22 protein-coding genes and 1 tRNA gene are annotated in these 24,636 nt (G+C 64.2%); 18 read left to right on the top strand and 5 right to left on the bottom strand.

Annotated elements, in window-relative coordinates; all coding sequences use genetic code 11:
- The first annotated feature begins 129 nt into the window (after positions 1-129).
- Positions 130-205, top strand: a tRNA-Lys gene (locus PAN31108_RS25250).
- 286 nt (positions 206-491) lie between these two features.
- The gene (locus tag PAN31108_RS25245) at positions 492-680 is read left to right on the top strand and encodes a glycine zipper 2TM domain-containing protein (RefSeq protein ID WP_150671502.1); all 189 of its coding nucleotides are present in this window, start codon (positions 492-494) and stop codon (positions 678-680) included.
- 213 nt (positions 681-893) lie between these two features.
- On the opposite strand, the gene PAN31108_RS25240 is transcribed toward PAN31108_RS25245, so the two are convergent.
- Positions 894-1,256 carry a hypothetical protein gene (locus PAN31108_RS25240; protein ID WP_150671501.1) on the bottom strand — a complete coding sequence of 121 codons (363 nt, stop codon included), beginning with the start codon at positions 1,254-1,256 and terminating at the stop codon, positions 894-896.
- Between the two features lie 382 nt (positions 1,257-1,638).
- Between PAN31108_RS25240 and PAN31108_RS25235 the strand changes: the two genes are divergently transcribed.
- From PAN31108_RS25235 to pdxY, 5 genes are all read left to right on the top strand, one after another.
- On the top strand, positions 1,639-1,908 hold the full coding sequence (locus PAN31108_RS25235) for a MoaD/ThiS family protein (protein WP_150671500.1): 270 nt from the start codon (positions 1,639-1,641) through the stop codon (positions 1,906-1,908).
- A 182-nt stretch (positions 1,909-2,090) separates the two neighbouring features.
- Positions 2,091-3,248 carry a VPS10 domain-containing protein gene (locus PAN31108_RS25230; protein ID WP_150671505.1) on the top strand — a complete coding sequence of 386 codons (1,158 nt, stop codon included), beginning with the start codon at positions 2,091-2,093 and terminating at the stop codon, positions 3,246-3,248.
- A 484-nt stretch (positions 3,249-3,732) separates the two neighbouring features.
- Positions 3,733-5,376, top strand: coding sequence for a methyl-accepting chemotaxis protein (locus PAN31108_RS25225; protein ID WP_150671499.1), 1,644 nt, complete (start codon positions 3,733-3,735; stop codon positions 5,374-5,376).
- 247 nt (positions 5,377-5,623) lie between these two features.
- Positions 5,624-7,720 carry an elongation factor G gene (gene fusA / locus PAN31108_RS25220; RefSeq protein WP_150671498.1) on the top strand — a complete coding sequence of 699 codons (2,097 nt, stop codon included), beginning with the start codon at positions 5,624-5,626 and terminating at the stop codon, positions 7,718-7,720.
- 224 nt (positions 7,721-7,944) lie between these two features.
- Positions 7,945-8,802: a pyridoxal kinase PdxY gene (pdxY, locus tag PAN31108_RS25215; protein ID WP_150671504.1), complete on the top strand. Its 858-nt coding sequence runs from the start codon at positions 7,945-7,947 to the stop codon at positions 8,800-8,802.
- Between the two features lie 57 nt (positions 8,803-8,859).
- Here pdxY and fghA read toward each other — a convergent pair whose 3' ends face one another.
- Positions 8,860-9,714: an S-formylglutathione hydrolase gene (gene fghA, locus PAN31108_RS25210; RefSeq protein ID WP_150671497.1), complete on the bottom strand. Its 855-nt coding sequence runs from the start codon at positions 9,712-9,714 to the stop codon at positions 8,860-8,862.
- A 321-nt stretch (positions 9,715-10,035) separates the two neighbouring features.
- Here fghA and PAN31108_RS25205 point away from each other — a divergent pair, with 321 nt between their 5' ends.
- The 8 genes from PAN31108_RS25205 to PAN31108_RS25170 all read left to right on the top strand — a co-directional run bounded on the left by PAN31108_RS25205 (position 10,036) and on the right by PAN31108_RS25170 (position 16,722).
- Complete coding sequence (locus tag PAN31108_RS25205) at positions 10,036-10,992, top strand: winged helix-turn-helix domain-containing protein (protein ID WP_150671496.1); 957 nt, start codon at positions 10,036-10,038, stop codon at positions 10,990-10,992.
- An 87-nt stretch (positions 10,993-11,079) separates the two neighbouring features.
- Positions 11,080-12,744, top strand: a complete 1,665-nt coding sequence (locus tag PAN31108_RS25200; RefSeq protein WP_246184146.1) for a glycoside hydrolase family 18 protein — start codon at positions 11,080-11,082, stop codon at positions 12,742-12,744.
- A 2-nt stretch (positions 12,745-12,746) separates the two neighbouring features.
- Positions 12,747-12,947, top strand: a complete 201-nt coding sequence (locus tag PAN31108_RS25195) for a hypothetical protein (protein ID WP_150671495.1) — start codon at positions 12,747-12,749, stop codon at positions 12,945-12,947.
- A 486-nt stretch (positions 12,948-13,433) separates the two neighbouring features.
- Entirely contained in the window at positions 13,434-13,640 is a 207-nt protein-coding gene (locus PAN31108_RS25190) for a hypothetical protein (protein ID WP_150671494.1), read from the top strand.
- Between the two features lie 183 nt (positions 13,641-13,823).
- Positions 13,824-14,012 (top strand): hypothetical protein, encoded by a 189-nt coding sequence (locus PAN31108_RS25185; RefSeq protein ID WP_150671493.1) that lies wholly within the window; start codon positions 13,824-13,826, stop codon positions 14,010-14,012.
- Positions 14,013-14,444: 432 nt separating this feature from the next.
- Complete coding sequence (locus PAN31108_RS25180; RefSeq protein ID WP_150671492.1) at positions 14,445-14,765, top strand: hypothetical protein; 321 nt, start codon at positions 14,445-14,447, stop codon at positions 14,763-14,765.
- A gap of 161 nt (positions 14,766-14,926) precedes the next feature.
- Positions 14,927-15,652: a GntR family transcriptional regulator gene (locus tag PAN31108_RS25175; protein ID WP_150671491.1), complete on the top strand. Its 726-nt coding sequence runs from the start codon at positions 14,927-14,929 to the stop codon at positions 15,650-15,652.
- Between the two features lie 122 nt (positions 15,653-15,774).
- Positions 15,775-16,722, top strand: a complete 948-nt coding sequence (locus PAN31108_RS25170) for an AEC family transporter (RefSeq protein WP_150671490.1) — start codon at positions 15,775-15,777, stop codon at positions 16,720-16,722.
- A gap of 119 nt (positions 16,723-16,841) precedes the next feature.
- On the opposite strand, the gene PAN31108_RS25165 is transcribed toward PAN31108_RS25170, so the two are convergent.
- Entirely contained in the window at positions 16,842-17,924 is a 1,083-nt protein-coding gene (locus PAN31108_RS25165) for a DUF484 family protein (protein WP_246184145.1), read from the bottom strand.
- 1,578 nt (positions 17,925-19,502) lie between these two features.
- On the opposite strand from PAN31108_RS25165, the gene PAN31108_RS25160 reads away from it, so the two are divergent.
- Complete coding sequence (locus PAN31108_RS25160) at positions 19,503-19,706, top strand: cold-shock protein (RefSeq protein ID WP_150671489.1); 204 nt, start codon at positions 19,503-19,505, stop codon at positions 19,704-19,706.
- Positions 19,707-19,853: 147 nt separating this feature from the next.
- On the opposite strand, the gene purT is transcribed toward PAN31108_RS25160, so the two are convergent.
- Positions 19,854-21,056, bottom strand: a complete 1,203-nt coding sequence (purT, locus tag PAN31108_RS25155; RefSeq protein ID WP_150671488.1) for a formate-dependent phosphoribosylglycinamide formyltransferase — start codon at positions 21,054-21,056, stop codon at positions 19,854-19,856.
- Positions 21,057-21,209: 153 nt separating this feature from the next.
- Positions 21,210-21,899 carry a TetR/AcrR family transcriptional regulator gene (locus PAN31108_RS25150; RefSeq protein WP_150671487.1) on the bottom strand — a complete coding sequence of 230 codons (690 nt, stop codon included), beginning with the start codon at positions 21,897-21,899 and terminating at the stop codon, positions 21,210-21,212.
- A gap of 126 nt (positions 21,900-22,025) precedes the next feature.
- Here PAN31108_RS25150 and PAN31108_RS25145 point away from each other — a divergent pair, with 126 nt between their 5' ends.
- Positions 22,026-22,928: an SDR family NAD(P)-dependent oxidoreductase gene (locus PAN31108_RS25145; RefSeq protein ID WP_150671486.1), complete on the top strand. Its 903-nt coding sequence runs from the start codon at positions 22,026-22,028 to the stop codon at positions 22,926-22,928.
- Between the two features lie 97 nt (positions 22,929-23,025).
- Entirely contained in the window at positions 23,026-24,603 is a 1,578-nt protein-coding gene (locus tag PAN31108_RS25140) for a flavin-containing monooxygenase (RefSeq protein WP_150671485.1), read from the top strand.
- The last annotated feature ends 33 nt before the right edge of the window (positions 24,604-24,636 follow it).

The raw sequence follows: 24,636 nt of genomic DNA, 5'->3' as shown, positions 1-24,636 counted from the left end.
GGGCGTTAGCTCAGTTGGTAGAGCAGCGGACTCTTAATCCGTAGGTCGAGTGTTCGAGTCACTCACGCCCCACCAAAGCATCACGAAAAGGCTGCGACGCTTGCAGCCTTTTTTGTTCCCGGTAGCACCGGGGCGTTAGCTCAGTTGGTAGAGCAGCGGACTCTTAATCCGTAGGTCGAGTGTTCGAGTCACTCACGCCCCACCAGATGCCTCGCAAGGGCCGCACAATGTGCGGCCCTTGTCGTTTCTGCGACCTCGTCGTGGCCATGCCACGTCACGCATCGGCACCGTGATGGGTGCATCACCGCGTCTATCCCAAGGCTTCAGGCCGCCCGTTGCCACGATCCGACAGCGCTGCGCCGCCACACTGTCGTCCGATTCCTACAGGCCTTTCAGCCGCAACCGATAGAGCGCCAGACAGCGGCGCGCTAAGCTGAAGTCATGCCGCTGCGCGGGCCGCAGCCGGCACTTGCTACAACAGGAGACGCATCATGAAAATGGCGAAGTCGATACTCGTTGTCATCACGGCACTTGCGATGGGTTCCTCCCTCCTCGGGTGCACGCTGGGTGGCGCAGCAGCGGGCGGCGTCATCGGTCACGAAGCCACCGGCGGCAGCACCGCCGGGACGATCGGCGGGGCCGTCGTCGGCGGTGTCATCGGTCACGAACTCGGCAAGTAAGCGCAGCGCATTTGGCGCGCATTCACGCGCGCTTCATCAGCTTCATCAGCTTCATCAGCTTTATCAGCTTTATCAGCTTTATCAGCATTTCGCACGCACTCCGCACCACTCCGGACGCAATGCCGACTCGCTGACTTGCCGATACTGCCCGGCGCTTCAAACCGAAGCACCGGGCAGCGACGCAGTACATTCCGCGCTCGCCACCACTCTCGGTCAACGCCCCACCACATATAGCGGACTGTTCGGCGCATAGCCGTACATGATCAACACGTCGCCGACCAATGCGTCGCCCGCCGCTCTCGCTGCCGCCACGCTATCGTAGCGCTTCGCCTGCGCAGTGCAGGTCGCATACTGACGACCGCCCCCTTTGGCCGGATCGTCGTGACGACCGATGAACGCCGCCTGCCGCACACTCCATACGAAATGCCCTTCACACTTCGCCAGTTCCGGCGGACGCTTTACCGCAGGATCGACCGTCTGCGACGCTTCCCCCGCCCGGTGCAACCGCCACTGACGCCTGATCGCGGCATCCGACCAACGCCCCATCCCGATATCCTTTCCCTTCAGTCTTGCCATCACTCCCTCCCGGAATTTCGCCTGCGGCACCTCGCGCGCGGGCACTCTGATAATGGTGACTAATAACGGGGTGAATGGGGTTGGGGAGTGTCCGATATGCGATGCCACACCCTACGATCACGCTTCACGCGCATCGAGACTCGTCGCGCGTCATGCAAAGGACACCAAACAGCGCCCTGCACGCAGCGCACGCACGCAACTTGCGTCTACCAAGCATGGTCGCTGCGTTATTTCCCGACATACATAGCGCGGCGCACGCACAACAGACCGACCACAATCTTGGGACATCTGCCGTGCAGATGATCCTCATTGTCTACACTGGAAGTCCGATCGACGCCGACCGACCGTCCGTACACCGAGACGGCGTTCGCCCCATGACGCTATGGCGACTGTCACCTTCGCACCCGCAATCCAACGTCACGTAAGCGTCGACGCGCAGCAGGTCGACGGCGTTAGCGTGCATGAAGCGCTGACGCAATGCGTATCGCGCATCCCCGAGCTTCGCGGTTATCTATTTAACGACCAAGGGCGTCTGCGCCCGCACGTCGCCGTCTTCGTGGACGGCCGATTGATTCGCGATCGCCTGGCGCTGGGCGACGGGCTGACGAGCGCGAGCAGCGTCTATGTCGCGCAAGCGCTCTCGGGGGGATGACGCAGGAAACCGGAACTGCCGCACCCGCCGGCCAACGACATCGGATGGCGTCGTCGCGATGCCGACGGGCACCGTGCGGCACGCACCTTCGCGGGCCATCGCGAATCACCGAGCAAGCTACGCGGGCAACGACAAGACGACACGCCCGGCGCCAGCCAAGGAGGCACAGCATGGAACACGTCATGGGTGCGACGCTACTGGTCGCAACGCGCAAGGGATTGTTCACTTGGCAACGGGACGGCAACACCTGGCGATTGACGTCGAGCACGCCCGATTTTCCGGGCGAGCCGGTCAGCATGGTGCTGCACGATGCCCGCGACGGCACGGACTACGCGGCGCTCAATCTCGGTCACTTCGGCGTCAAGCTGTGGTGCCGTGCGCGCGAAGCGAAAGACTGGACGGCTCTCCCGCCGCCGGCGTTTGCGCCGCAAGGCGAGACCTCACCATCGTCCGAATCGTCGGATACACCGAATGCACCTGATACGACAGATACGACTGATACGTCCGGCGATGCTGAACAAGCGCCGTCGGTCGATCTCCTCTGGTCGCTCGAAGCCGCGGGACCGGACGCGCCCGGCGTCCTCTGGGCGGGCACGATCCCGGGCGGCCTGTTCCGCTCTGACGATCACGGCCGCCGCTGGGAACTGGTGCAGAGTCTGTGGGATCGTCCGGAGCGCGCCGAATGGATGGGTGGCGGCTACGACCACGCCGGCATTCACTCGATATGCATCGACCCGCACGACAGCCGTCAGGTGATGGTCGCGGTATCGACGGGAGGCGTATGGCGAACGAGGGACGCGGGCGCCACGTGGGCGCTGGCGGCATCGGGTATGGAAGCCGATTACATGCCGCCCGAGCGCCGGTTCGATCCGAACGCGCAAGACGTGCACCGGCTCGTACAGTGCCGCGACGCCCCCAATGTGCTGTGGGCACAGCATCACAACGGCATCTTCCGCACACTCGACTACGGCGCGTCGTGGCGACGCATTCAGGCGGCGCCCTCGAGTTTCGGCTTCGCGGTCGCGGTTGACCCGCACGATCCCGACATCGCCTGGTTCGTGCCCGCGCAGCGCGACGCGTGCCGCATTCCCGTCGACGCGCGGCTGGTCGTCACGCGAACCCGCGACGGCGGTGAGTCCTTCACTGCGCTCTCGCAGGGGTTGCCGGAGACCCCCTCCTACGACCTCATCTACCGGCACGGCCTGGATATCGACGCCAGCGGCCGCACCCTCGCAATGGGCTCCACCACAGGCGCGCTCTGGCTGAGCGACAACGCCGGCGAACAATGGCAAAGCCTCTCGGCCCATTTGCCACCCGTCTATGCCGTGCGTTTTGTCTGATTCCTCTAAATCGAGACGCGAGCCGCCCACGGCGGCCCGCGTTCCCGAACCCATCGGCGTTCATCGCCTCACTCACCCTCCCTCATCCCCCCCCTCACCCCCCCCTCATCACCCCTTCATCACCCCTTCATCACCCCCTCATCACCCCCTCATCACCCCTTCATCACCCACTCATCGCCTTCACCTCCCCCGCCTCTCGTTGCTCATCTGCCTGTCGTTTACCCCGTTTCGTCACAGGAGACCTTCAGTTCTCGTATTTCTTGTCGTATACGAAGTGAGACGGACTGGCTTCATCGAATCCCCCCGTCACGCGTCGCCGGACATGTCACACGTGTCGAGACCGGCGCGTGAGCCAACGCCGCGTCGCGCCCCACCCCTGGTATCGACGCGCACTACGGCAGACCGGCGACCACTCCTCGAAACGCCCTCGGCCACACGCCATGCGTGTCGCCCGGCACCAAATCTCTAAAAGGAGTCATTCTCTATGCGCATCGCCGACCTCAAGATCCGAACCCGTTTGGCCATCGGTTTCGGCACGTTGCTCGTTCTGCTTCTCAGCATGCTGGTCATCGCGCTGGTGCGCTTCGTTGCCATCGAACGCGCCAACGAGGAACTGCTCACCAGCGCCTGGGCGAAGGCCGACGCCGCCCACACCATCGACGCGATGGTGCGCGGCAACGGACGGCGCTTGCTGGAATTCTTCACTACGACGAACCCGGCGCAACGCACCACCTACAACGAGCGCATCGACGTGAACCTCGCGCGCATGGGCGAAGCGCAGGCCTTGCTCGACAAGTACGTCACGTCGGAAAACGGCAAGCGGCTGATCACGAACATCCGCGATCAAAACGAGGCCTTCAAGAAAGCGCGCACGGCGATCACTGCCGAACTGGACGCCGATCAGCGCGAGACCGCGCTCGGTATCGTGCAACATCAGGCGCTGCCCGCGCTGGACGCCATGCAGACCGAAGCCGCCGAGCTGGTTACGCTCCAGAAGAAGATTCTCGACGAGACCGGCGCCGCCACGAGCGCCGACATCGCGTTTGCGAAGTGGCTGCTCGTGGTGCTGGGCGCGGTGGCCGCCGTGGTCGGCATTCTGGCAGCATGGTCGGTCACGCGCAGCATCACGCGCCCGCTTGCACACGCCGTGGAGGTAGCCGAACGCGTCGCCCAGGGCGACCTCACGAGCCGCATCGACGTGACGAGCCGCGACGAGACGGGTCAATTGATGGCGGCCCTCAAGCACATGAACGAAAGCCTCGACCAGATCGTGCGACGCGTACGCAGCGGCACGGCTGCCATCGCCTCGGCATCGGGGCAACTGCTCGCGGGCAACACCGACCTCTCTTCGCGCACCGAAGAGCAGGCCGCATCGCTCGAAGAGACGGCGTCGTCCATGGAACAACTGACGGCCACCGTCAAGCAGAACGCGGACAACGCCCGACAAGCCAGCCAGTTGGCATCGAACGCTTCGGAGATCGCCGACGAGGGCGGGCGCGTGGTCGAACGCGCCGTGACGTCGATGCAGGAAATCGCCGCCAGCTCGACCAAGATCAACGACATCATCGGTGTCATCGACGGCATCGCTTTCCAGACGAACATCCTCGCGCTGAACGCCGCCGTGGAAGCGGCGCGCGCCGGTGAACAGGGACGCGGCTTCGCCGTCGTCGCGGGCGAAGTCCGCACGCTCGCGCAACGCAGCGCGGCCGCCGCCAAGGAGATCAAGTCGCTCATCGAGACCTCCGTGGGCAAGGTCGAGGATGGCTCGTCGCAAGTGCGCGACGCCGGTCGCACGATGACGGAGATCGTGCAGGCCGTGCAGCGCGTGACGGACATCATGGGTGAAATCTCGGCGGCGTCGAGCGAGCAGTCGGGGGGCATCGAGCAGGTCAACACGGCCGTCATGCAGATGGATCAGGTCACGCAGCAAAATGCCGCCCTCGTCGAGCAGGCGACGGCCGCTGCCGGATCGCTCGAAGATCAGGCGCGCAATCTGCGCGACGCCGTCGCGGTCTTCCGTTTGCCCGGAGGAGATGTCGTGACGCCCGCGCACGACGATGCGGACACGACCGTCCACGGACCTCGCGGCGCCGTGCTGGCGTTCTCGCGTCAGCGGCAGGTCGCGTAACGCCCGCAAAGCGCTTTCGCGGCATTGTTCGATGCCTCGCGACACCCGACGCCCCGGCCCTTCGCCGGGGCGTCGTCTTTCGGCGATCCGCACGCCTCCGCACCCCGCGTCAGACAGTCGCACATCATCGAAAAGCCCCGTCAACGCTGGTCTTGCGGGCGATGTGGCGCTCAGCGCGGCAAGGCGACATTGGAGTATGATGGCGGCTTGCTAGGCATTTTCCCCACCGTCTGAGAAGAGGTGTACTGTGGCCCGAAAGACCCCTATCGAGCGCTACCGGAACATTGGCATCAGCGCGCATATCGACGCTGGCAAGACCACGACGACCGAGCGGATCCTGTTCTACACGGGCGTCAACCACAAGCTGGGCGAAGTCCACGAAGGCGCTGCCACCATGGACTGGATGGAGCAGGAACAGGAGCGCGGCATCACGATCACGTCGGCTGCGACGACCTGCTTCTGGCGCGGCATGGCCGGCAACTTCCCCGAACATCGCATCAACATCATCGACACGCCGGGACACGTCGACTTCACCATCGAAGTCGAGCGTTCGATGCGCGTGCTCGACGGCGCCTGCATGGTCTACGATTCGGTCGGCGGCGTGCAGCCGCAGTCGGAAACCGTCTGGCGTCAGGCCAACAAGTACAAGGTGCCGCGCATCGCGTTCGTCAACAAGATGGACCGTGTGGGCGCCGACTTCTTCCGCGTGCACAAGCAGATTCACGAGCGCCTGCGCGGCAATGCCGTGCCGATCCAGATCCCGATCGGCGCCGAGGACAACTTCCAGGGCGTCGTCGATCTGGTGAAGATGAAAGGCATCGTCTGGGACGAGGAATCGAAGGGCGTGAAGTTCGAGTACGTCGACATTCCCGAGTCCCTCAGGGAAACCGCGCAGGTGTGGCACGAGAAGATGATCGAAGCCGCCGCCGAAGCCAGCGAAGCGTTGCTGGAAAAGTATCTCGGCGGCGACACGCTCACCGAAGACGAAATCAAGGAGGGCCTGCGCAAACGCACGGTCGCCGGCGAAATCGTGCCGATGCTGTGCGGCACTGCGTTCAAGAACAAGGGCGTGCAGGCCATGCTCGACGCGGTGATCGAATACCTGCCCTCGCCGGTCGACGTGCCCGCCATCGCCGGTCACGACGAAGACGACAAGGAAATCGAGCGGCATCCGTCGGACGACGAACCGTTCTCCGCCCTCGCCTTCAAGATCATGACCGACCCGTTCGTCGGCCAGTTGATCTTCTTCCGCGTGTACTCCGGCGTGATCGAGTCGGGCGGCACCGTGCTGAACCCGCTCAAGGGCAAGAAGGAGCGTCTGGGCCGCATTTTGCAGATGCATGCAAATACGCGCCAGGAACTCAAGGAAGTGCGCGCCGGCGACATTGCGGCGGCCGTGGGACTCAAGGAAGCGACGACGGGCGACACGCTGTGCGACCCGAATCACGTCATCATCCTCGAGAAGATGGAATTCCCGGAACCGGTGATCTCTCAGGCCGTGGAGCCCAAGACCAAGGGCGATCAGGAAAAGATGGGCCTCGCGCTCAACCGCCTCGCGCAGGAAGATCCGTCGTTCCGCGTGCAGACCGACGAAGAGTCGGGGCAGACGATCATCTCGGGGATGGGCGAGCTGCACCTGGAGATTCTGGTCGATCGCATGCGCCGCGAGTTCGGCGTCGAGGCGACTGTCGGCAAGCCACAGGTCGCCTATCGCGAGACCGTACGCAAAAAAGTCGAAGACGTGCAGGGCAAGTTCGTCAAGCAATCGGGCGGGCGCGGCCAGTACGGCGACGTGGTCATCACGCTCGAACCGGATAAGGAAAAGCCGTACGAGTTCGTCGACGCGATCAAGGGCGGCGTGGTGCCCCGCGAGTACATCCCGGCCGTAGACAAGGGCATTCGCGAGACGCTCAACAACGGCGTGGTCGCCGGCTATCCGGTCGTCAACGTGAAGGTCACACTCACGTTCGGCTCTTACCACGACGTCGACTCGAACGAAAACGCGTTCCGCATGGCCGGTTCGATGGCCTTCAAGGAGGCGATGCGCAAGGCCGATCCCGTGTTGCTCGAACCGATGATGGCCGTTGAAGTCGAGACACCCGAAGAGTTCATGGGCAACGTGATGGGCGACCTCTCGGGGCGCCGCGGCATCATGCAGGGCATGGACGATATCGTGGGCGGCGGCAAGATCGTGCGCGCCGAGGTGCCGCTCTCGGAAATGTTCGGCTACTCGACGTCGCTGCGCTCGCTCACGCAAGGCCGCGCCACGTATACGATGGAGTTCAAGCATTACGCCGAGGCGCCGAAGAACGTAGCCGATGCCATCGTGACGTCGAAGAAGTGACAATGGCACGCTGAAGTCTACCTGCCGGTCAACGGGAACGGCGATGCGAATCACGCCGTTCCCTGCACTCTTTGCATTACCTGCATTACCTGAGTTCAGCCCGTTACCCCGCGTCTCCCGCCGTCAGCGCCCGCAGCACAAACGCCTTCGTCTTCGGATCGGGGACGTTACGCTCGCGGGCGTTGTCTTTTGGCGAACCGCCGCGCCTGCCCCGCCACATCATGATGAAAAACGTTCTCAGCATTCAGTCCCACGTCGTGTTCGGCCACGCGGGCAACAGCGCCGCCGAATTTCCGATGCGCCGTCTCGGCGTCAACGTGTGGCCGATCCACACGGTTCAGTTCTCGAATCACACGCAATACGGCAAGTGGACGGGGCAAGCGCTGCCGAGCGACGAGATCCTGCGGCTGGTCGACGGCATCGCCGACATCGGCGAACTGGCTAGCTGCGATGCGGTGCTCTCAGGCTATCTGGGCGCGCCCGAGCAGGCGAGCTTCGTGCGCGCGACGGTGCAACGCGTAAAGTCCGTCAACCCGGCGGCGATCTATCTGTGCGACCCCGTGATGGGGCATCCGGAGAAGGGGTGTCAGGTCAAGCCGGGCATCGAACAATATCTGGTCGAGCACATGCCCGAAGTCGCGGACATCATGGCGCCGAACCATCTCGAACTGGAAAAACTCTCGCAGCATCCGATCGATACGTTCGACGATGCCGTCTCGGCCTGCCGCGCGTTGCTCGCGCGCGGGCCGAAGATGGTACTCGTCAAACATCTGGAGTACGCCGGCAAGCCGCAAGATCGCTTCGACATGCTCGTCGTGACGAACGACGAGGCGTGGCACGGGTCGCGCCCGCTCTACCCGTTCTCGCGGCATCCGGTCGGCGTGGGCGATCTGACCTCAGGCGTATTTCTCGCGCGCCTGCTGCGCGGCGATACGGTTCGTGCGGCGTTCGAACATACGCTGGCCGCTGTCGATGCAGTGCTGCGTATCACGCATCTTGCGGGGCGCTACGAACTGGAGATCGTCCGCGCGCAGGACGAGATCGTCACACCGTCACGCCGTTACGTAGCGCGGGCGGTGTGACGTCGTCCAAGACGAAACGCAACCAAAGGAAACGATGCAAACGATGCAAGCGGCAGCTCAGTAAGCGCGCAGATGCTCCGCGTGATGAGACAAATGATCTGCCATGAACGTCTGGATGAAGTAGTAACCGTGATCGTAGCCGAGGTGACGGCGCAGATTGAGCGACTGGCCTGCCTCGCGGCAGGCGCGCTCGAAGATGTCCGGGTGCAGTTGCGCTTCGAGGAACTGATCGTTCAGCCCCTGATCGATCAGAATGCCGCCCGGGAACACGGCCTGCCCGGCTTTCGCGATCAGCTCGCTCGCGTCGTACTGACGCCATGTCTCCCGATCCGTGCCCAGATAGCCGGTGAACGCTTTCTCGCCCCAGGGGCAACGCATCGGCGCGGCAATCGGCGCGAAGGCCGACACGGAACGGAACTTGTCCGGGTTGCGCAACGCGAGCGTCAACGCCCCGTGCCCGCCCATCGAGTGACCGAAGATGCCGATACGCTCGGCGTCGATCGGCAACGACTGCGTCACCAGTCCGTATAGCTCATCGACGAGGTAGCTGTACATGCGGTAATGCGTGGACCACGGCGCCTGCGTCGCGTCGAGGTAGAAGCCCGCACCGACGCCGAAATCCCAGGCATCGGTCTCGCCCGGCACGCCTGCACCGCGCGGGCTGGTGTCGGGCGTGATCAGCGCCACACCGTGTTCTGCGGCGAGCCATTGCGCGCCGCCCTTGATCATGAACGTCTCCTCCGTACACGTGAGGCCCGCAAGGTAAAACAACGCGGGAACGGCGCGACCGTCGCGCGCTTGCGGCGGCACGAAGACCGAAAAGCGCATCGGCAGGCCGATGGCGGACGATGCGTGACGATAAAAGCGCTGCGCGCCACCGAAACAACGATGTTCGGCAATGAGTTCGAGCATGACGGGATCCGGGAGTGTTCGGAAAGTCGGCCACGGGAACGCCCGGGTCGCGCGGCACCTCACGTGCCTGGCACGACCGGCAGCGCCCGGCGAGATATGGCCGTTATCTTACCTCGCGATGCGACGCGTGACATTGCCTAGGCACTCGATGAGCGCATGGTCAGGCCGCCGCTCCCCCAAAGCATCTCCGATGACGAGCGCTTTCTCTCGTTTTGGCGGGCTGTGGCTTGTTATGCCGGGCTTGGGGTCGGTTGATGTCTTGTGACAGGTGAATACGCGTCGCTACGGTTGGCGTCCCTTCCCCGTCTCCAGGAGCGACCCATGCCGATGTCACCTTTCGATCTCGACGACGTCACCAATCTCGTGCAGCGCGACGGCGTCGCTGCGCGTCTGTCGGAACAGGAAAAGCGTTTGTTGGTGCTGCTCGCCGCGCGCGCGGGCAACGCATTCGAGAAGCACGCATTGATGCAAGCCCTTTGGGGTCGGCGCGCGCAGTGGATGGAAGACGCCGCGCTCGTGCAACTCGTCTCACGCCTGCGACGCTCGCTCGCGCCGCTCGGTCTGCAACGCGCTATCGTCACCGTCGCGCGCGTAGGTTATCGCTTCGACTTGCCGCCCTCGCCCGCTGCGCTGACTGCGCACACGTCAATGACGAAGGGCATCGCCGGGCGTGGTGAGCGCGATGATCGGGAGCATCTCGATGGACGTGATAACCGAGAAGGCCATGGCTGCGCCACCCTCGACGGTCTCATCATCGGCGACGCGACGGCCCCCACCTCGCTTGCATCGCCGCTCCAGCATGGCGTCGCCCGCGACGGTCATGGCGAGGTGAGACGTCATGGCGTGATCGTGCGAATTCCGCAGATCGAGTATCGACTGTTGTGCGCGCTGCGGTCCCCCGCCAATGTCGTCCATGACAAACGTACGCTGATCGCGACGCTCTGGCCGACGCGTCCCGACCAGGACGACACGAATCTGATGCAGGTCGTCTCCCGGCTGCGTCGCCAGCTCATTCCGCTCGGCTTGCACCGGCATATCGTGACAGTGCCTCGCATCGGTTATCGCTTCGAGCCTTGCGACAACACCCCCACAACGGCGCAGGATGCGACGCAGGCGACAGCCACGCCCTCTTGCCGCCCCGCCACACCCGCCACCCTCTCCACCGTTCCCACCTCGCCATGCCGCCGCGGGGCAGGCCCGGGGATGCTGCATCGCGCACTACGCAGCCTTCGCAGGCTCGGCGCCCTGACACGTCGTTTGCGCTGGCGAGCCCGCTGAGCGAACGCGACGCTGATCACGCCGATGCCGCAGCGGCCAGGGCCGCCCGGCAACGGCGCCTGTCCTTTCACTCTCAGGAGCCACAGCATGTCCGATACCCCGATGACAGCCCATTCCCTTCATTCCCCTCACGCCTATCAAGCCTCCCATGCCGCCCCCGCCGTCAATACGTCCGCGCCAAGCGCCGGGACGGCGGCCACGGGCACGATGGACGCGACGACCGAGACGGCGGCGTATCAAAGCGAACTCGTCTATCCCACGGATCCGCTCGCGGGGGCGACGGAGACAACCTACGCGCAAAACGGCTTCGATCCCGCGACCAGCACCACGCAGTTGTCGTACACATCGGCCCGGGTCGCCCGACGCGTCTATAACCGCTACGCCAGGAACGCGTTCGAGGTCTCCGGCTACTACACCGACTGGTCACAATACGACGGCCGCCTCGACGGCGATTTCAGCAACGAAGCCGCCGGGCGCGGCGTCGATCTGATGTTGCTCGATCCGTTTGCCTACGACCGCCTGATCGTCGGCTTTGCCGGCATCGTCGGCGATCAGGGCGAGAAAGCGCAGACGATTGCCCGTGCGGCCACCGACTTCGCTCGCAAGCCGGATCAGGCGACGTTCGTCGACAGTTGGGGCGACGTGCTCGCCTATCGCAACTGCGGCTTTCCCGGCTGGGTGAGCAACGATGTCATGCCGATGTTCCAACAGTCGCGCGCACAAGGGGTGCTGGGCGGGTTGCGCCTGCCGCATGCGAAGAATCCGGCGTTGAAACTCGCTCTCGCCATCGGTGGCTGGACGATGAGTCAGGCGTTTCATGGCGTGGCCGGCAACAGCGCGCGACGCAAGACGTTCTGCGCGGGCGTCGTCGATTTGCTCCGGCGTTTCCCGATGTTCACGGAGATCAATCTCGACTGGGAATACCCCGGCGCCCCCGGCAACGTCGGCAATTCGTACGACGACACGGATGGTCCGAACTACGCTGCGCTCGTCAGCGACCTGAAAAAGGCGCTCTTGGCAGCGGGCCGCAAGGATGTCGAAATCTCGATTGCGGCCTCCGCCAATGTAGCCGACATGCGTCGCGCCAATCTGCCCGGGTTGATCGCCGCCGGCGTCTCGCGCCTTAACCTGATGACGTACGACTTCTTCGGCACACCATGGGCGCCGACGCTTGCACATCACACCAATCTGCACGACACGAACCCCGCCGACGCCGCCGGCTTCTCGGTCGACCGCGCAGTGAACTGGCTGCGGCAGGCCGGCGTGCCGCTCGCCAAGGTGCATATCGGTTACGCCGCCTACTCGCGTAACGCGCGTCAGGCGCAGATCACGCAGGTCAGCGGGCTGCGCGGCAGCTATTCGCCGGGCGACGACATGACCGTCGGCACGTTCGAATCGGGTACCACGGAGTACTACGACGTGCTGCGCAACTACCTCGATCTGGAAAACGGCACGGCACGCCATGGCTTCACGCTTTATACCGATCCGGTGGCCGATGCGGATTTTCTCTACCAGCCGTCGAGCGGTCTGTTCATGTCGCTCGACACGCCACGTACGGTGCGCGCCAAGGGCGACTACGTCAAACGCAACGGTCTGGGCGGTCTCTTCACGTGGACCATCGATCAGGACAACGGGGTGCTCGCCAACGCCGCGCACGAGGGGCTCGGGCAAAAAACGACTGTCTCGCACATCGACATGACCCCGTTTTACTTCAGCGGGAAAACGTCGCTCGACGACTCGACGGAGGTATGACGATGCGCTTTCTCTTGTCTCGGCTGATGGAACCGTCGACATGGGCGGGGCTGACGGGGCTTTCGGTTGCGCTCGGCATGTCACCCGACGTCATGCATGAGCTGGCGCAGGCGGGGGCCGCCGTGGCGTCGCTTGCGGCCATGGCGTTACCCGAGAACGCGGCACGCCGCCGTCTGACCGACGAGGTGTCTGGTCAGCCCTAAATCACGTCGATGCGCACGTAGATGCGCACGTCGATGCGCACGTTAATTTGCACGTCGATGTGCACATCGATCCTTCACATCAGGCTTTGCGCATGGGCCGCCGGCGAACCGATATCGAGCTGGCGGCTCATGTATGCAAATAATCGTCACAACGGCTCAACTTTTCGCGACACACGTCGCTATACGTTAGAAGATGGGGCGCGCCTCGTTACAGCGCGCCGTCGGGAGGTTTTGGGAAGCTCAGGAAAGCTGTCATCCAGATCCGCTATGATCGCGCCGATGCAAATAGCAATGAGACGCCCAGAGCCCCAGCAAGTAAGTCAGGCAGTTGCGGCAACGAAGTCCCTCAGCATGCATGACAGATGCGTCGCAGGACGCTCGCCGGCACGGTGCCTTCGCAGGGCCGGTCAGGACGAGCCCGGCGGCGCCCCCAAGATCACCACGATCGACGACGACCAGACTTACCAGAGATTCACCGGGGGCCTTATGAAGCTGATCTTGCTGGCGCTAGCAGCCTCGCTGCTGACGCTTTTCATGATGGTGCAGGCACGCAGCGATGCGAGCGACGTCACCATCTCCACGGCCCAGGCGCAACCGGCCGGCATGAACGTGAGCGAGCGTGCGCGTACGCGCAAGGACATGGCGATGTGGAACGCCCGCCGCAAAATGCACGTGGTCCGGCAGGAGGACTGAGCGTCCGTGCTTCGACGTTGCCGCCATTTTTCGGCGGCTTTCGGCGGCTTTCGGTGTTTGTCGGGCGCAGGTCCGGCCGTTTGCCGGCATCCAACGGCAGCGACATGCTGCGCCGCACCAAATTTGGGCATCCTCGAACAGCGTCCTATAGTGGAAAGGCACATAGGAGAGGAGACAAAAACGATGCCCACCTTCCACTTCAATCTCTACGACCTGACCTTGTTCCTGCCGATGGCAGTGGCAGGCGCCCTGCTCGTTGGCGGTATCCCGGTCGCCACCCGAACGACGCGCTACAGCTTGCGTGCCGTCGGCGCCGTGGTCGGTGCGCTCGTCGCCCTGCTTGTGGTGGAGGCGCTGCCGGTGCTCGTGTAAGCCGGCTCGCGCTTCAGCCCGCATCGAACGAGGAAGGTCTTGCGCGTGCCCCGCGCGCGGTGCGCGGCTTTTCCTCGACATTTCGAACACCTGTACCGCGTGCGTAGTTGGCACGCGACATGGCATCGCATGCGCGTTCGCGACCCACCGCCGCGATGCCGTCACGACGCTGTCATCGCCGCCGCCTAAGCTCATGCAAGGCAACTTCGGTTGCGCTGTCACCCTCTCTGTTGCGCCGCCGACCCGCTCGGCGGCTTTTTTTATGCAGGACACCGGCGAACATACCCGACGATTTCAACGTCGGTGCTTGCCCTGTGTTGTCCTGCCATGCGGTGCGCCATCGCCTACAATCACCGGAAGTGCAACGCCATGCGCGTGTTTTCGAAGGGATGTCCCGGGGAATTGCGCCATGCCGACAGAGGAGGTCTTCGCATGTCCGACGCGTTCTCCCGCGCCTTCGCCGTCGTCGTCAATCAGTACCGTTCACCGCGTCAGTACACTGTCTCGGTCGAGCGGGCCAGCGAGATGATCGCCAAAAACGTCGGCCTGTTCTCCGACGGTTTCGCCGCCGAACCGCACCTGATCGTGGGACTGTTCGAAACCGAAGCCGAAGCGTGGGCGCTCGCCCGGCGCCTCCAACGCACCCGCACCACCATGCAGGCGCTGCTTCAGACGCCGGCGCGTGCGGCATCCCCCTCATCCCCCACCCCCGTTTCCGTTTGGCCGCCGGAACTCGATCCAAGCGATGGATGATCGATCGGCGATCGACGGATCGCCGTTGTGAATTCGGCCTCACGATTTGGCCTCACGGCACGGTCCGTGAAAAAAGACGGGCCGACATCCGATGTCCAGCGTAGAATTCGGAATTCCAGATATCACGGATCGTTGGCTAACGCCGACACGCCAAAACCGTCATGCCGTCCTCTGCCGCCCCCGAAGCTTCGCTCGCGCCATTGTCCCCCCTCGCGAGTTCGCCGGTCCTCATCGATCAGGTCTACTCGCGTCTGCGCGACGCCATCGCCGATCTCACGCTGGCGCCGGGCGAACGCATCCGGCAGGCGGAACTCGCGGACTCGCTCGGGGTATCGCGTCAGCCGGTCAGCCATGCCCTGCAATTGTTAAAGCGCGACGGATTGGTGTGCGACAGCGGGCGCCAGGGTCTGGAAGTCGCGCCGATCGACACCGACCGTCTGCGTCAGCTGTATCAAGTGCGCACCGCGCTCGACGGACTCGCCGCCCGGCTCGCCGCCTGCCGGGTCGTTGACGGCACGCTGCGCGCGCCTGAGCTGCGTCGGTTGCAGGATGCCGTCGCCGCCGGGATGGCCATGACGCGCGGCACGCCGGTGGCGCGTCAGGTGCGCGTCGAAGTGGCGTTCCACACGGCGCTGCACGACGCGTCGGGCAATCCGCTGATCGCTCAGACCGTCGCGCCGCAATGGCCGCACATCATGCGCGCGATGGCCGCAACGCTAGACGCATTGCCGATGCAGGAAGTCGTCTGGCACGAGCACGGCGACATCGTGGCGCGCATCGCGGCCGGCGACGCCGATGGCGCCGAATCCGCCGCACGCGAGCACACGGAAATGGACGGCGGCAACGCCCGTCGCGAGTGGCTCGCCCGCCTGAAGCAATCGAACTGAAGCAAGCCAACTGAAGCAAGCGAACGGAAACAGGCGATCCGTTACCGCACCGCGCGGGGCGCGCCCGACCCGACTGACTCAACCTGATGCCCCGGCGCCGAGGCATCGAACCGACTGCCTTCATGCAAGCCGTCATCTCCGCCGCGTTTCCCGTCTTCGGACTGATTTTTTTGGGGTATCTGTGCGCGCGCCGCGCCTGGCTGGGCAGCGCCGCGCTCGACGCGCTCAATCGCTTCGTGGTCTACCTTGCCCTGCCCGCCGTACTGTTCCAGTCGACGGCGCAAATCACGTGGGCGGAACTCATCAATCCGGGGTTTCTCGGCGCCTTCGGTGGCGGCATGGCCGCCACCTTCGCACTGTCGTTTGTGCTCGACCGCACGGTCCGCGGGCGACTGACCGACGCGAGCATCGAAGGCATGGGCGCCGCGTATCCGAACGCCGGCTTCATGGGCTTTCCGCTTTGCCTCGTGGCGTTCGGCCCGGCCAGTATGCCGGCCGTCGTCGTCGCCATGCTGCTCACGGCGACGGTGCTCTTCGCGATCTCCATCGCGATCATCGAGACGGATCTGCAAACGACACCGGATTGGCGGCGTACCGCCGGGTTCGTCGCTCGCGCCCTGATCCGCAATCCGCTGGTCGTCTCGCCGTTCGTCGGCATGGCATTCGCCGCGATCGGCATTGCGCTGCCGGCCCCCGTACTGCGCTTCACGACGCTGCTCGGCGGTGCTGCCAGCCCGTGCGCGCTAGTGGCTATCGGCATGTTTCTCGCGCAAAGCGCCGGCGCGGCGAAGGAACCGCGAATGGCTCACGCGGTGGGACGCCTTGTCGGACTGAAGCTGGTGTTCCAACCGGCGATCACCGCCTTTCTGGCGTTTCGCGTCTTCGATCTGCCGGCGATCTGGGCACACAGTGCACTTCTGCTCTCGGCGCTGCCCATCGGCACCGGACCGTTCATGCTGGCGCAATTGTATGGACGCGAAGCCGCCGTCGCCTCCCGCGCCATTCTGATTTCGACGGTTCTTTCGGTGGTCACGGTATCGCTGCTGATCGGCTGGTTCAGCGTTCGGTAAGCCAACGATCGCCAACCGCCATCGACAGGTCAGCCGATGCGACGTAAGCGAGGTAAGCAAACGCATGCGGCGCGTCTGACAACGCATACGGCAACATATATTCGGCCGCGCTGCGCCCCCTAGCGCAAACTCGCCGCCGGCGCGACCACGACGCGATCGCGCCCCGAGCGCTTCGCGGTGTATAGCGCGGCATCGGCCGCGCCGAGCAACCGCATCGGCAGCGTGTCCGGATCGGCGATATCGCGCGGATCGACACTCGCCAGCCCGATGGAAATCGTCAGCGGCACGAGCGCGCCGTCGTCGTCGGGCACTTCGAGTCGCGCAACCGCACGACGTACACGCTCGGCCACCGTGCCCGCCCAGTTCTGCTCGGTCTGCACGAGCAACGCGGCAAACTCCTCACCGCCATAGCGCGCCAGCGTATCCGTCACCCGAAGCTGGGCGCGCATGCACACACTTGCCGCGCGCAGGGCGCGATCGCCGGTCGCGTGTCCGTGACTGTCGTTCACTCGCTTGAAGTGGTCGATGTCGATAAGCAGACACGCCAACGGCGCACCGTAACGTGCGCCCCGAATGACCTCCTCTCTGAGACGCTGATCGAAATAGCGGCGGTTCGACAAACCCGTCAGTGGGTCCGTCAGTCCGATGCGCTTGAGACGCTCGCGATTCCACATGTTCTCGAGGCACACCGCGACGACCGCACCGAAACGTTCGAGGAAGTCGGTCGCCATTTCGGGCGCGAAGCGACGCGCGTCGCGACTCCCCAACGCGATTACGCCGATGTAGCGTCCGTTGCGCGCGAGCGGCATGACGACGGCGCTCGCGGGAGGACGTGCCCCGAACAACGACGCATGGCGTTCGCGCGGCGCACCGATCCAGAGTTGGCCGTTGCCGCACACGGCGGCGAAGGTACTGGCGTCCTGCGCGATGCACAGGCCCGCGTCGAGCGCGCGGATGCCTTCGGCGGTGTCGATGAGATCTCGCAAGGTGTCGTCGACTTCCGCGAGCATCAGCCGCACGCCGGAGAGATCGAAGTCATGACGCAGGCGGTTGAGCACCACTTCGAGGAATTGACAGAAGTCCGGCGCCCCCATGAGCGCCAGTTCGATGTCCTGGAAACGTTTTAGCGAACGCTCATTGCGCTGGACGGTTTCCAGCAGCGATTGCAAAGTGTCGAGCGTCGGTGCCTGATTGGTTGCCACGTAAGGTCTCGAGAGACACGCGGCACTGCGCGGCCGCCTAGCGTGCTTGCCTCACCATGATGACGTCATGTCAACGCTTGTTGCAATGCCATCGTGAAGCGATCAAGAGGTCATCATGAGGCCATTAACGGCACCGCCCTCTCAAATTTGAGGGTGATGCGCATCTATTTTGCAGCCGCCAAATCGAGCCATGACGTGCGCCGCCAGCGTTCCTAGGGAAAATACTTATCCCAAAGGACAGCGATGCGGCAGCGCACAAAAATCGCCCATTTTGGTGCATGACGGCGTTTGGGCGGTCGGCCGGCCATCGCACCATCTCGACAAGGCATTTTTGCGGCCCTACAATCGCGCCCGCTCGTCAGTGCGCGCTCAGCGATATATGTCATCGCATCCAGTGACGAACGGGCTGCCCGTCACGACGCCACCCCCGAATCCGCAACCCCGTTCGCGCCCGATTCGGCGCACGCCATCATTCCCACGGAGGCACCGTTGTCCAAGCTCTACCCGCGCGCCCTGCGCAATGCGTACGTCGCGCTCTCGCTCGCCCTTGCCGCCACGCTCACCACGTCGGCGTTCGCCGCCTCGCACGTCTCCGCTTCGCACACTGCATCCGGTCGGCATGCGAAGTCGCATACGAAAACAAATATTAAGGCGAATGCGAAAGTGCATACGCCGAAGGCCAGGCGAGGCGTAACGAAAGCGTCGGCCAAACCGGCGCCTCGGCATCACGTGAAGACATCGTCGTCAACGTCGGCACACCTATCAAAATCTTCAGGTACGCATCGCGCTGACGATCATCGAAAGTCCGGCCACACAAATCGCATGTCGAAGGATCGCAAGCCGGTGAAGACGCGCCATACGCTGGCGCCGAAGACAACGCATCGGGCGCATCCGACCCTCGCGAGCAAGCACCGCACGCGCTCGCGTGCCTGATGTTCGCTGAGGCTGGCTGAGGCTGATTCATGCCGGTTAGCGCGGCATGGGGCGGCTTGGGGTCGCCCCATGCCAGGGGGCACAACGTCTGTCACGCCGAGCGCATATCGCAATGACGCACGCGTGAAACGCCGGCGCGTCGCCGCACGCGTTGTGCCGGTACCACAAGGGATTGTCGACGCGTCGTGTCGCTTCGAATTTTTCGTCGAATGCTTTTGAGCAACGTGTCACTCGGATGTCTCACTTCGGCGACGAGACTTCTCGGCAACCGGGAAACACCGAAGGGAAATGACACAAGTCGCATACGCGCCCTGAGTCGCGATGACGTATGCACAACGATGCCGAGCGCGACGCGTGGCGCGAGATGGCGAAATCGGTTCGACCGGCCGTCCGGCAATCTCGAATGCATGTCGCATCGCAGCGAAAAACGGCTGGAAACTGGCGTGGATCAACAATCCCACAGTTTCCCTGCTTGACACCTTCCCACCTTTCCCGTAAAAAAACGGGTGCATGAACGTTGTATGGCGAGTCTTGTGTCATCTAATGTCGCCCTCTGCGTCAACTCGGTTGTACCTGATCAGCTTTAATGTCATGCGCTCGCTGAGCATCTCGCTCGCTCATTTGAAAACTTTAAGGATTTAAGAAATGGCAACTGGTACCGTCAAGTGGTTCAACGACGCCAAGGGTTTTGGTTTTATTACGCCGGACGAAGGCGGTGAAGATCTCTTCGCCCACTTCTCGGAAATTCAAGCGAAGGGCTTCAAGTCGCTGCAAGAAAACCAGAAGGTCACCTTCGAAGTGAAGATGGGACCGAAGGGCCGTCAAGCCAGCAACATCCAGCCGGTCTAAGGCCTGGTGATTCGCTGAGCGGTCGCTAACGCGACCGACGCGCCTCGGGCAGTGCGCTGACCCTAGCCACTGCCCGAACGAAAAAACCCCGCTCAGGCGGGGTTTTTTCGTTGCAGCCCGGGATGTCGGACCTGCGCCGAACCGTCGTCAGACAGCGCGCGGCTTCACGCGACCGGCCGCTTCCACCGCATGGCTGCGCGCCACGTCCAGATCGTTGTCGTACGCGAGTGCCACACCCATGCGGCGCTTGACGAAACTCTCCGGCTTGCCGAACAGACGAATGTCCGTCTGCGGCACTTGCAGCGCCTGATCCACGCCGTCGAACACGATGCCCTTCGCGTCCACACCGCCATAGATGACAGCGCTCGCGCCCGGCGTCTTGAGCGTGGTGTTGACCGGCAGACCGAGAATCGCGCGCGCGTGCAGTTCGAACTCGTTCTGCCACTGCGTGATCATCGTCACCATACCGGTGTCGTGCGGACGCGGACTCACTTCGCTGAACCATACGTCGTCGCCCTTCACGAACAGTTCGACACCGAAGATGCCCTGCCCGCCGAGGTTGTTCGTCACGTCGCGCGCGATCACGCGAGCGCGTTCGAGTGCGACGGACGACATCGGATGCGGCTGCCAGCTCTCGACGTAATCGCCGCTGACCTGCTTGTGCCCGATCGGCGCACAGAAGTGCGTCTCGATCTGCGCATCGGCGCCGCGCGCACGCACGGTCAGCAAGGTGATCTCGTAGTCGAAATCGATGAAGCCTTCGACGATGATGCGGCCATGGCTCACGCGCCCGCCCGCCATCGCATAGTCCCACGCGGCCTGAACGTCGGCCGCGCTGTCGATCTTGCTCTGCCCTTTACCCGAACTGCTCATGACCGGCTTGACGATGCACGGATACCCGATGCCGCCGTCGATGGCGGCCTGCAACTGCTCCAGCGAGTCGCAGAACTGGTACGGACTCGTGGGCAGCCCCAGCGTCTCGGCCGCCAGACGGCGAATGCCCTCGCGGTCCATCGTGAGCCGCGCCGCCCGTGCGGTCGGGATCACCCGCACCACGCCATCGGCTTCCAGCGCTTCGAGCATCGGTGTGGCAATCGCTTCGATCTCGGGCACGACGAGATCCGGCTTCTCGGCCTCGATCAGCGCCTTGAGTTGCTCGGGATCCGTCATCGCGATCGTGCGCGCATAATGCGCCACCTGCTGCCCCGGCGCGTTCTCGTAACGATCCACCGCAATCGTCTCGACACCGAGACGCTGCAACGCGATCAGCACTTCACGGCCGAGTTCGCCGGCGCCCAACAACATGACCTTCGTCGCGCTCGGCGACAGCGGAGTTCCGATAGTGGTCATTTGCGACCTTTGGAGAGTGAGGAATTAGGAAGGACGACGGGAACGGCGAGCGCAAGCGCCTCTCGCGTCATGCGCGTCGTACGGGAAAAACGTATTGTAGCGAGCCTGCCCGGCGCTGCGGCGGTCTCCGCTCGTCGATGTCGCGATGCGGGATCAGACCAGTGCCCCACGCAACACGCGGCGGCAGCTTGCGACCATGCACGCCTGCGTGTCCTCATAGCCGGTGAGCACCCACGCCGTGCCGGCGTTCGTCATCGCGCCGACGAGCGCCAGACCGACAATACGCGCCTGCGCCTGGGCGTCGTCGTCGTCGGGTGCCGGCGTCGCCGCCATGCCGAGAATCAGCTTCGCGAATTCGAAGATGTAGCGCTGATAGGTCTGGTCCGTCTCCGCACTCACCCCCATGACTTCGAGCAGCAACACGCGCGCCGCATGCGGATCGCGCAAGAACGAGAAGAAAGCGTGCAGGCCGGCGTCGAGGCGTGCGTCGAGCGTCGGCGCGCTCGCGGCGATCGCCACCTGCAACCGTTCCAGTAATGTCTGCGCGTGATGCGCGTACGTCGCCCGCAACAGATGTTCCATGTTGTCGAACGCCGCATAGAAATACCGGTCGTTGAGTTTCGCCGCCCCGCACACCGCGCGCACGGTCGCCCGACGAAAGCCGACGGTGCCGAACACCTCCGTCGCGGCGTCGATCAGCGCGGCACGACGCGCCTGCTCCCGCTGCGCCTGCCCGACGCCGCCATAGCGCCGCCCGCCGCTCACCGTCTTTGTCAACGTCTTCGCCACCGCCATCGCCGCGTCCTTCGATTCGAGTGCCTGTTCCATTTCGCTATTTGACATCACCCAGACGGAAAACTAAAGTGGTGACAAACATCACCAAATTCACATGACCTCATGGCAGCCCGCGCGGGCACCCGCACACGACGAGGCAGACGACATCGACGCCGCATCGAAGGAGACAGTGCAATGAAGACATTCACGGACAAGGTCGCCGCCATCACCGGGGCCGGTTCCGGCATGGGTCGCTCGCTCGCGTGCGAACTGGCGCGTCGTGGCGCGCATCTCGCGCTGTCCGATATCGACGAAGCGAGCGTCGCCGACACCGCCGCCGCTTGCCGCGCGCTCGGCGTGCGCGTCACGTCGCAGCGACTCGACGTGGCCGACCGCGAGGCCGTGTTCGCCTGGGCGCGCGACACGGCGGCAACGCACGGCAAGGTCAATCTCGTCTTCAACAATGCCGGCGTCTCGCTATCGGTGCCGGTCGCAACCGCACGCCAGGAAGACTTCGCGTGGCTGATGAATATCAATTTCTGGGGCGTCGTGCACGGCACGCAAGCGTTCCTGCCCTACCTGAACGACGCCGGCGAGGGGCACATCGTCAACACGTCGAGTCTGTTCGGGATCATCGCAATGCCGACCCAATCGGCATACAACGCCAGCAAGTTCGCCGTGCGCGGCTTTACCGAAGCCTTGCGTATGGAACTCGACCTGATGCGCTCGCCAGTGTCTTGCACCTGCGTGCACCCGGGGGGCGTGGCGACCAACATCGTGACGACCTCGCGTATCGACGAGAGCATGACCGCCTTCACCGGCATCGACACGCAGACGCACCGCCGCCGTGCCAACAAGCTCATCGACGTCACCAGTGCGGACGCCGCCGCGCGGCAAATTCTCGCGGGTGTCGAGCGCAATGCCCGACGTGTGCTCGTGGGCCCCGACGCCCGACGCGTGGACAAACTCGTCCGCCTGCTCGGCGCACGCTATCAGGCGATGGTCGTCTGGTGCTATCGCCGCGCCGCCATGTCGCGCAAACGCGCCTGCGCCGCCACCGGCGCACGTTCGGCCGCGACCGAATCGTCCACACACTGACGTGTTCCCCCTGAAGGACGCCCCCGCAGTAATCGCGCTGATGTACTCACCCTTGATGTACTCACCCTGATGTAAGCACCCTGCCGAGGACCCTGTCATGACGCCCCACGCCACAGCAACCGATATCGCGAACGCCAGCGCGAGCGGCATGCATCTCGATGTCGTCATCGTCGGCGCCGGGCTGTCCGGTATCGCGGCGGCCCACTATCTGCGCGAGCGATGCCCGCACACGCGCTTCGCCATGCTCGAAGCACGTCAGTCGCTCGGCGGCACATGGGATCTGTTCCGTTACCCCGGCGTGCGCTCCGACTCGGATATGTTCACGCTCGGCTTCAGCTTCCGCCCATGGACAAGCGATCGGGCCATCGCCGAGGGCGGCGAGATCCTCGACTATCTGAAGGAGACGGCCCGCGCCGAAGGCCTCGACGGCCTGATCCGCTATGGCCACAAGGTGCTCGAAGCTCGCTGGGATTCGAGCGTGGCGCGCTGGACGCTCGATGTCGAACAGACCCATGCCGACGGCCGTCGCGAGACACGATCGCTCACCTGCCGCTTCCTGTTCATGTGCAGCGGCTACTACGCCTACGACGCGGGTCACGCGCCCACGTGGCCCGGCATGGCGTCGTTTACCGGGACCGTGGTACATCCCCAGCACTGGCCCGCCGAGCTCGACTATCGCGACAAGCGGGTCGTGATCATCGGCAGTGGCGCCACGGCGGTGACGCTGCTGCCGAACCTGGCCATGCGCGCAGCGCACGTCACCATGTTGCAGCGCTCGCCCAGCTACATTCTGTCGATGCCCCAGCGCGACGGCATGGCCGAGCGCCTGCGTGCATGGCTGCCGGCGGGTGCGGCGCACCGGATCGTGCGCATGAAGAACGTGCTGATCACGCTCGGCTTCTACAACGCCTCGCGACGCTGGCCGCGTGCCGTCCGACGCGTACTGATCCGGCGCGCCGCACGACAAGCGCAAGGCCACGCCGACGTCGAGCGCGACCTTACGCCGCGCTACAACCCCTGGGATCAACGCCTTTGTCTGGCGCCCAACGGCGACATCTTCAAAGCGTTGCGAAGCGCACGCGCCGACATCGTGACTGACGAAATCGTCAGCTTTACGCCGCACGGTCTTTCGCTCAAAAGCGGCAAAACGCTCGACGCGGACATCGTCGTGACCGCCACCGGCCTGCGCGTGCAACTCATGGGCGGCGCGCGACTGATCGTCGACGGCCAACCCGTGGTGCTGGCCGACACCGTCGCGTACAAAGGCATGATGTACAGCGGCGTGCCGAATCTGGCATCGATCTTCGGCTATACGAATGCGTCGTGGACACTGAAGGCGGAGCTCATCGCGCAATACGTCTGTCGTCTGATCCGTCACATGGATGCGCATGGTGCCGACACGTGCGTGCCGCAGTTGCGCGACGCAGAGCAAGGCGAGTTGCCGGCGATCGGACTGACCTCGGGGTACATCCAGCGGGCGGCGGGCGTGCTGCCCAAACAAGGCGCACGCAAGCCGTGGGTGTTCTATCAAAGCTATCTGCGCGACTTGCGCCTGATGCGCTGGGGCAGCGTCGACGACGGCGTCATGCGGTTCGAGCGGCGCGCCACCCGGCAATGCGACGCAGCGTCGCATCGCGAAGCAGCGCCACACCTTGCTACGATGCGTTCCGAGTGACGTCTTTTCCTCATCCCGCGCTACGACACGACA

The sequence above is a fragment of the Pandoraea anhela genome (assembly GCF_902459655.1).
GTDB lineage: Bacteria > Pseudomonadota > Gammaproteobacteria > Burkholderiales > Burkholderiaceae > Pandoraea > Pandoraea anhela.
The sequence above is the reverse complement of the archived record's forward strand: the minus strand, read 5'-3'. Positions and strand labels throughout refer to the sequence as shown.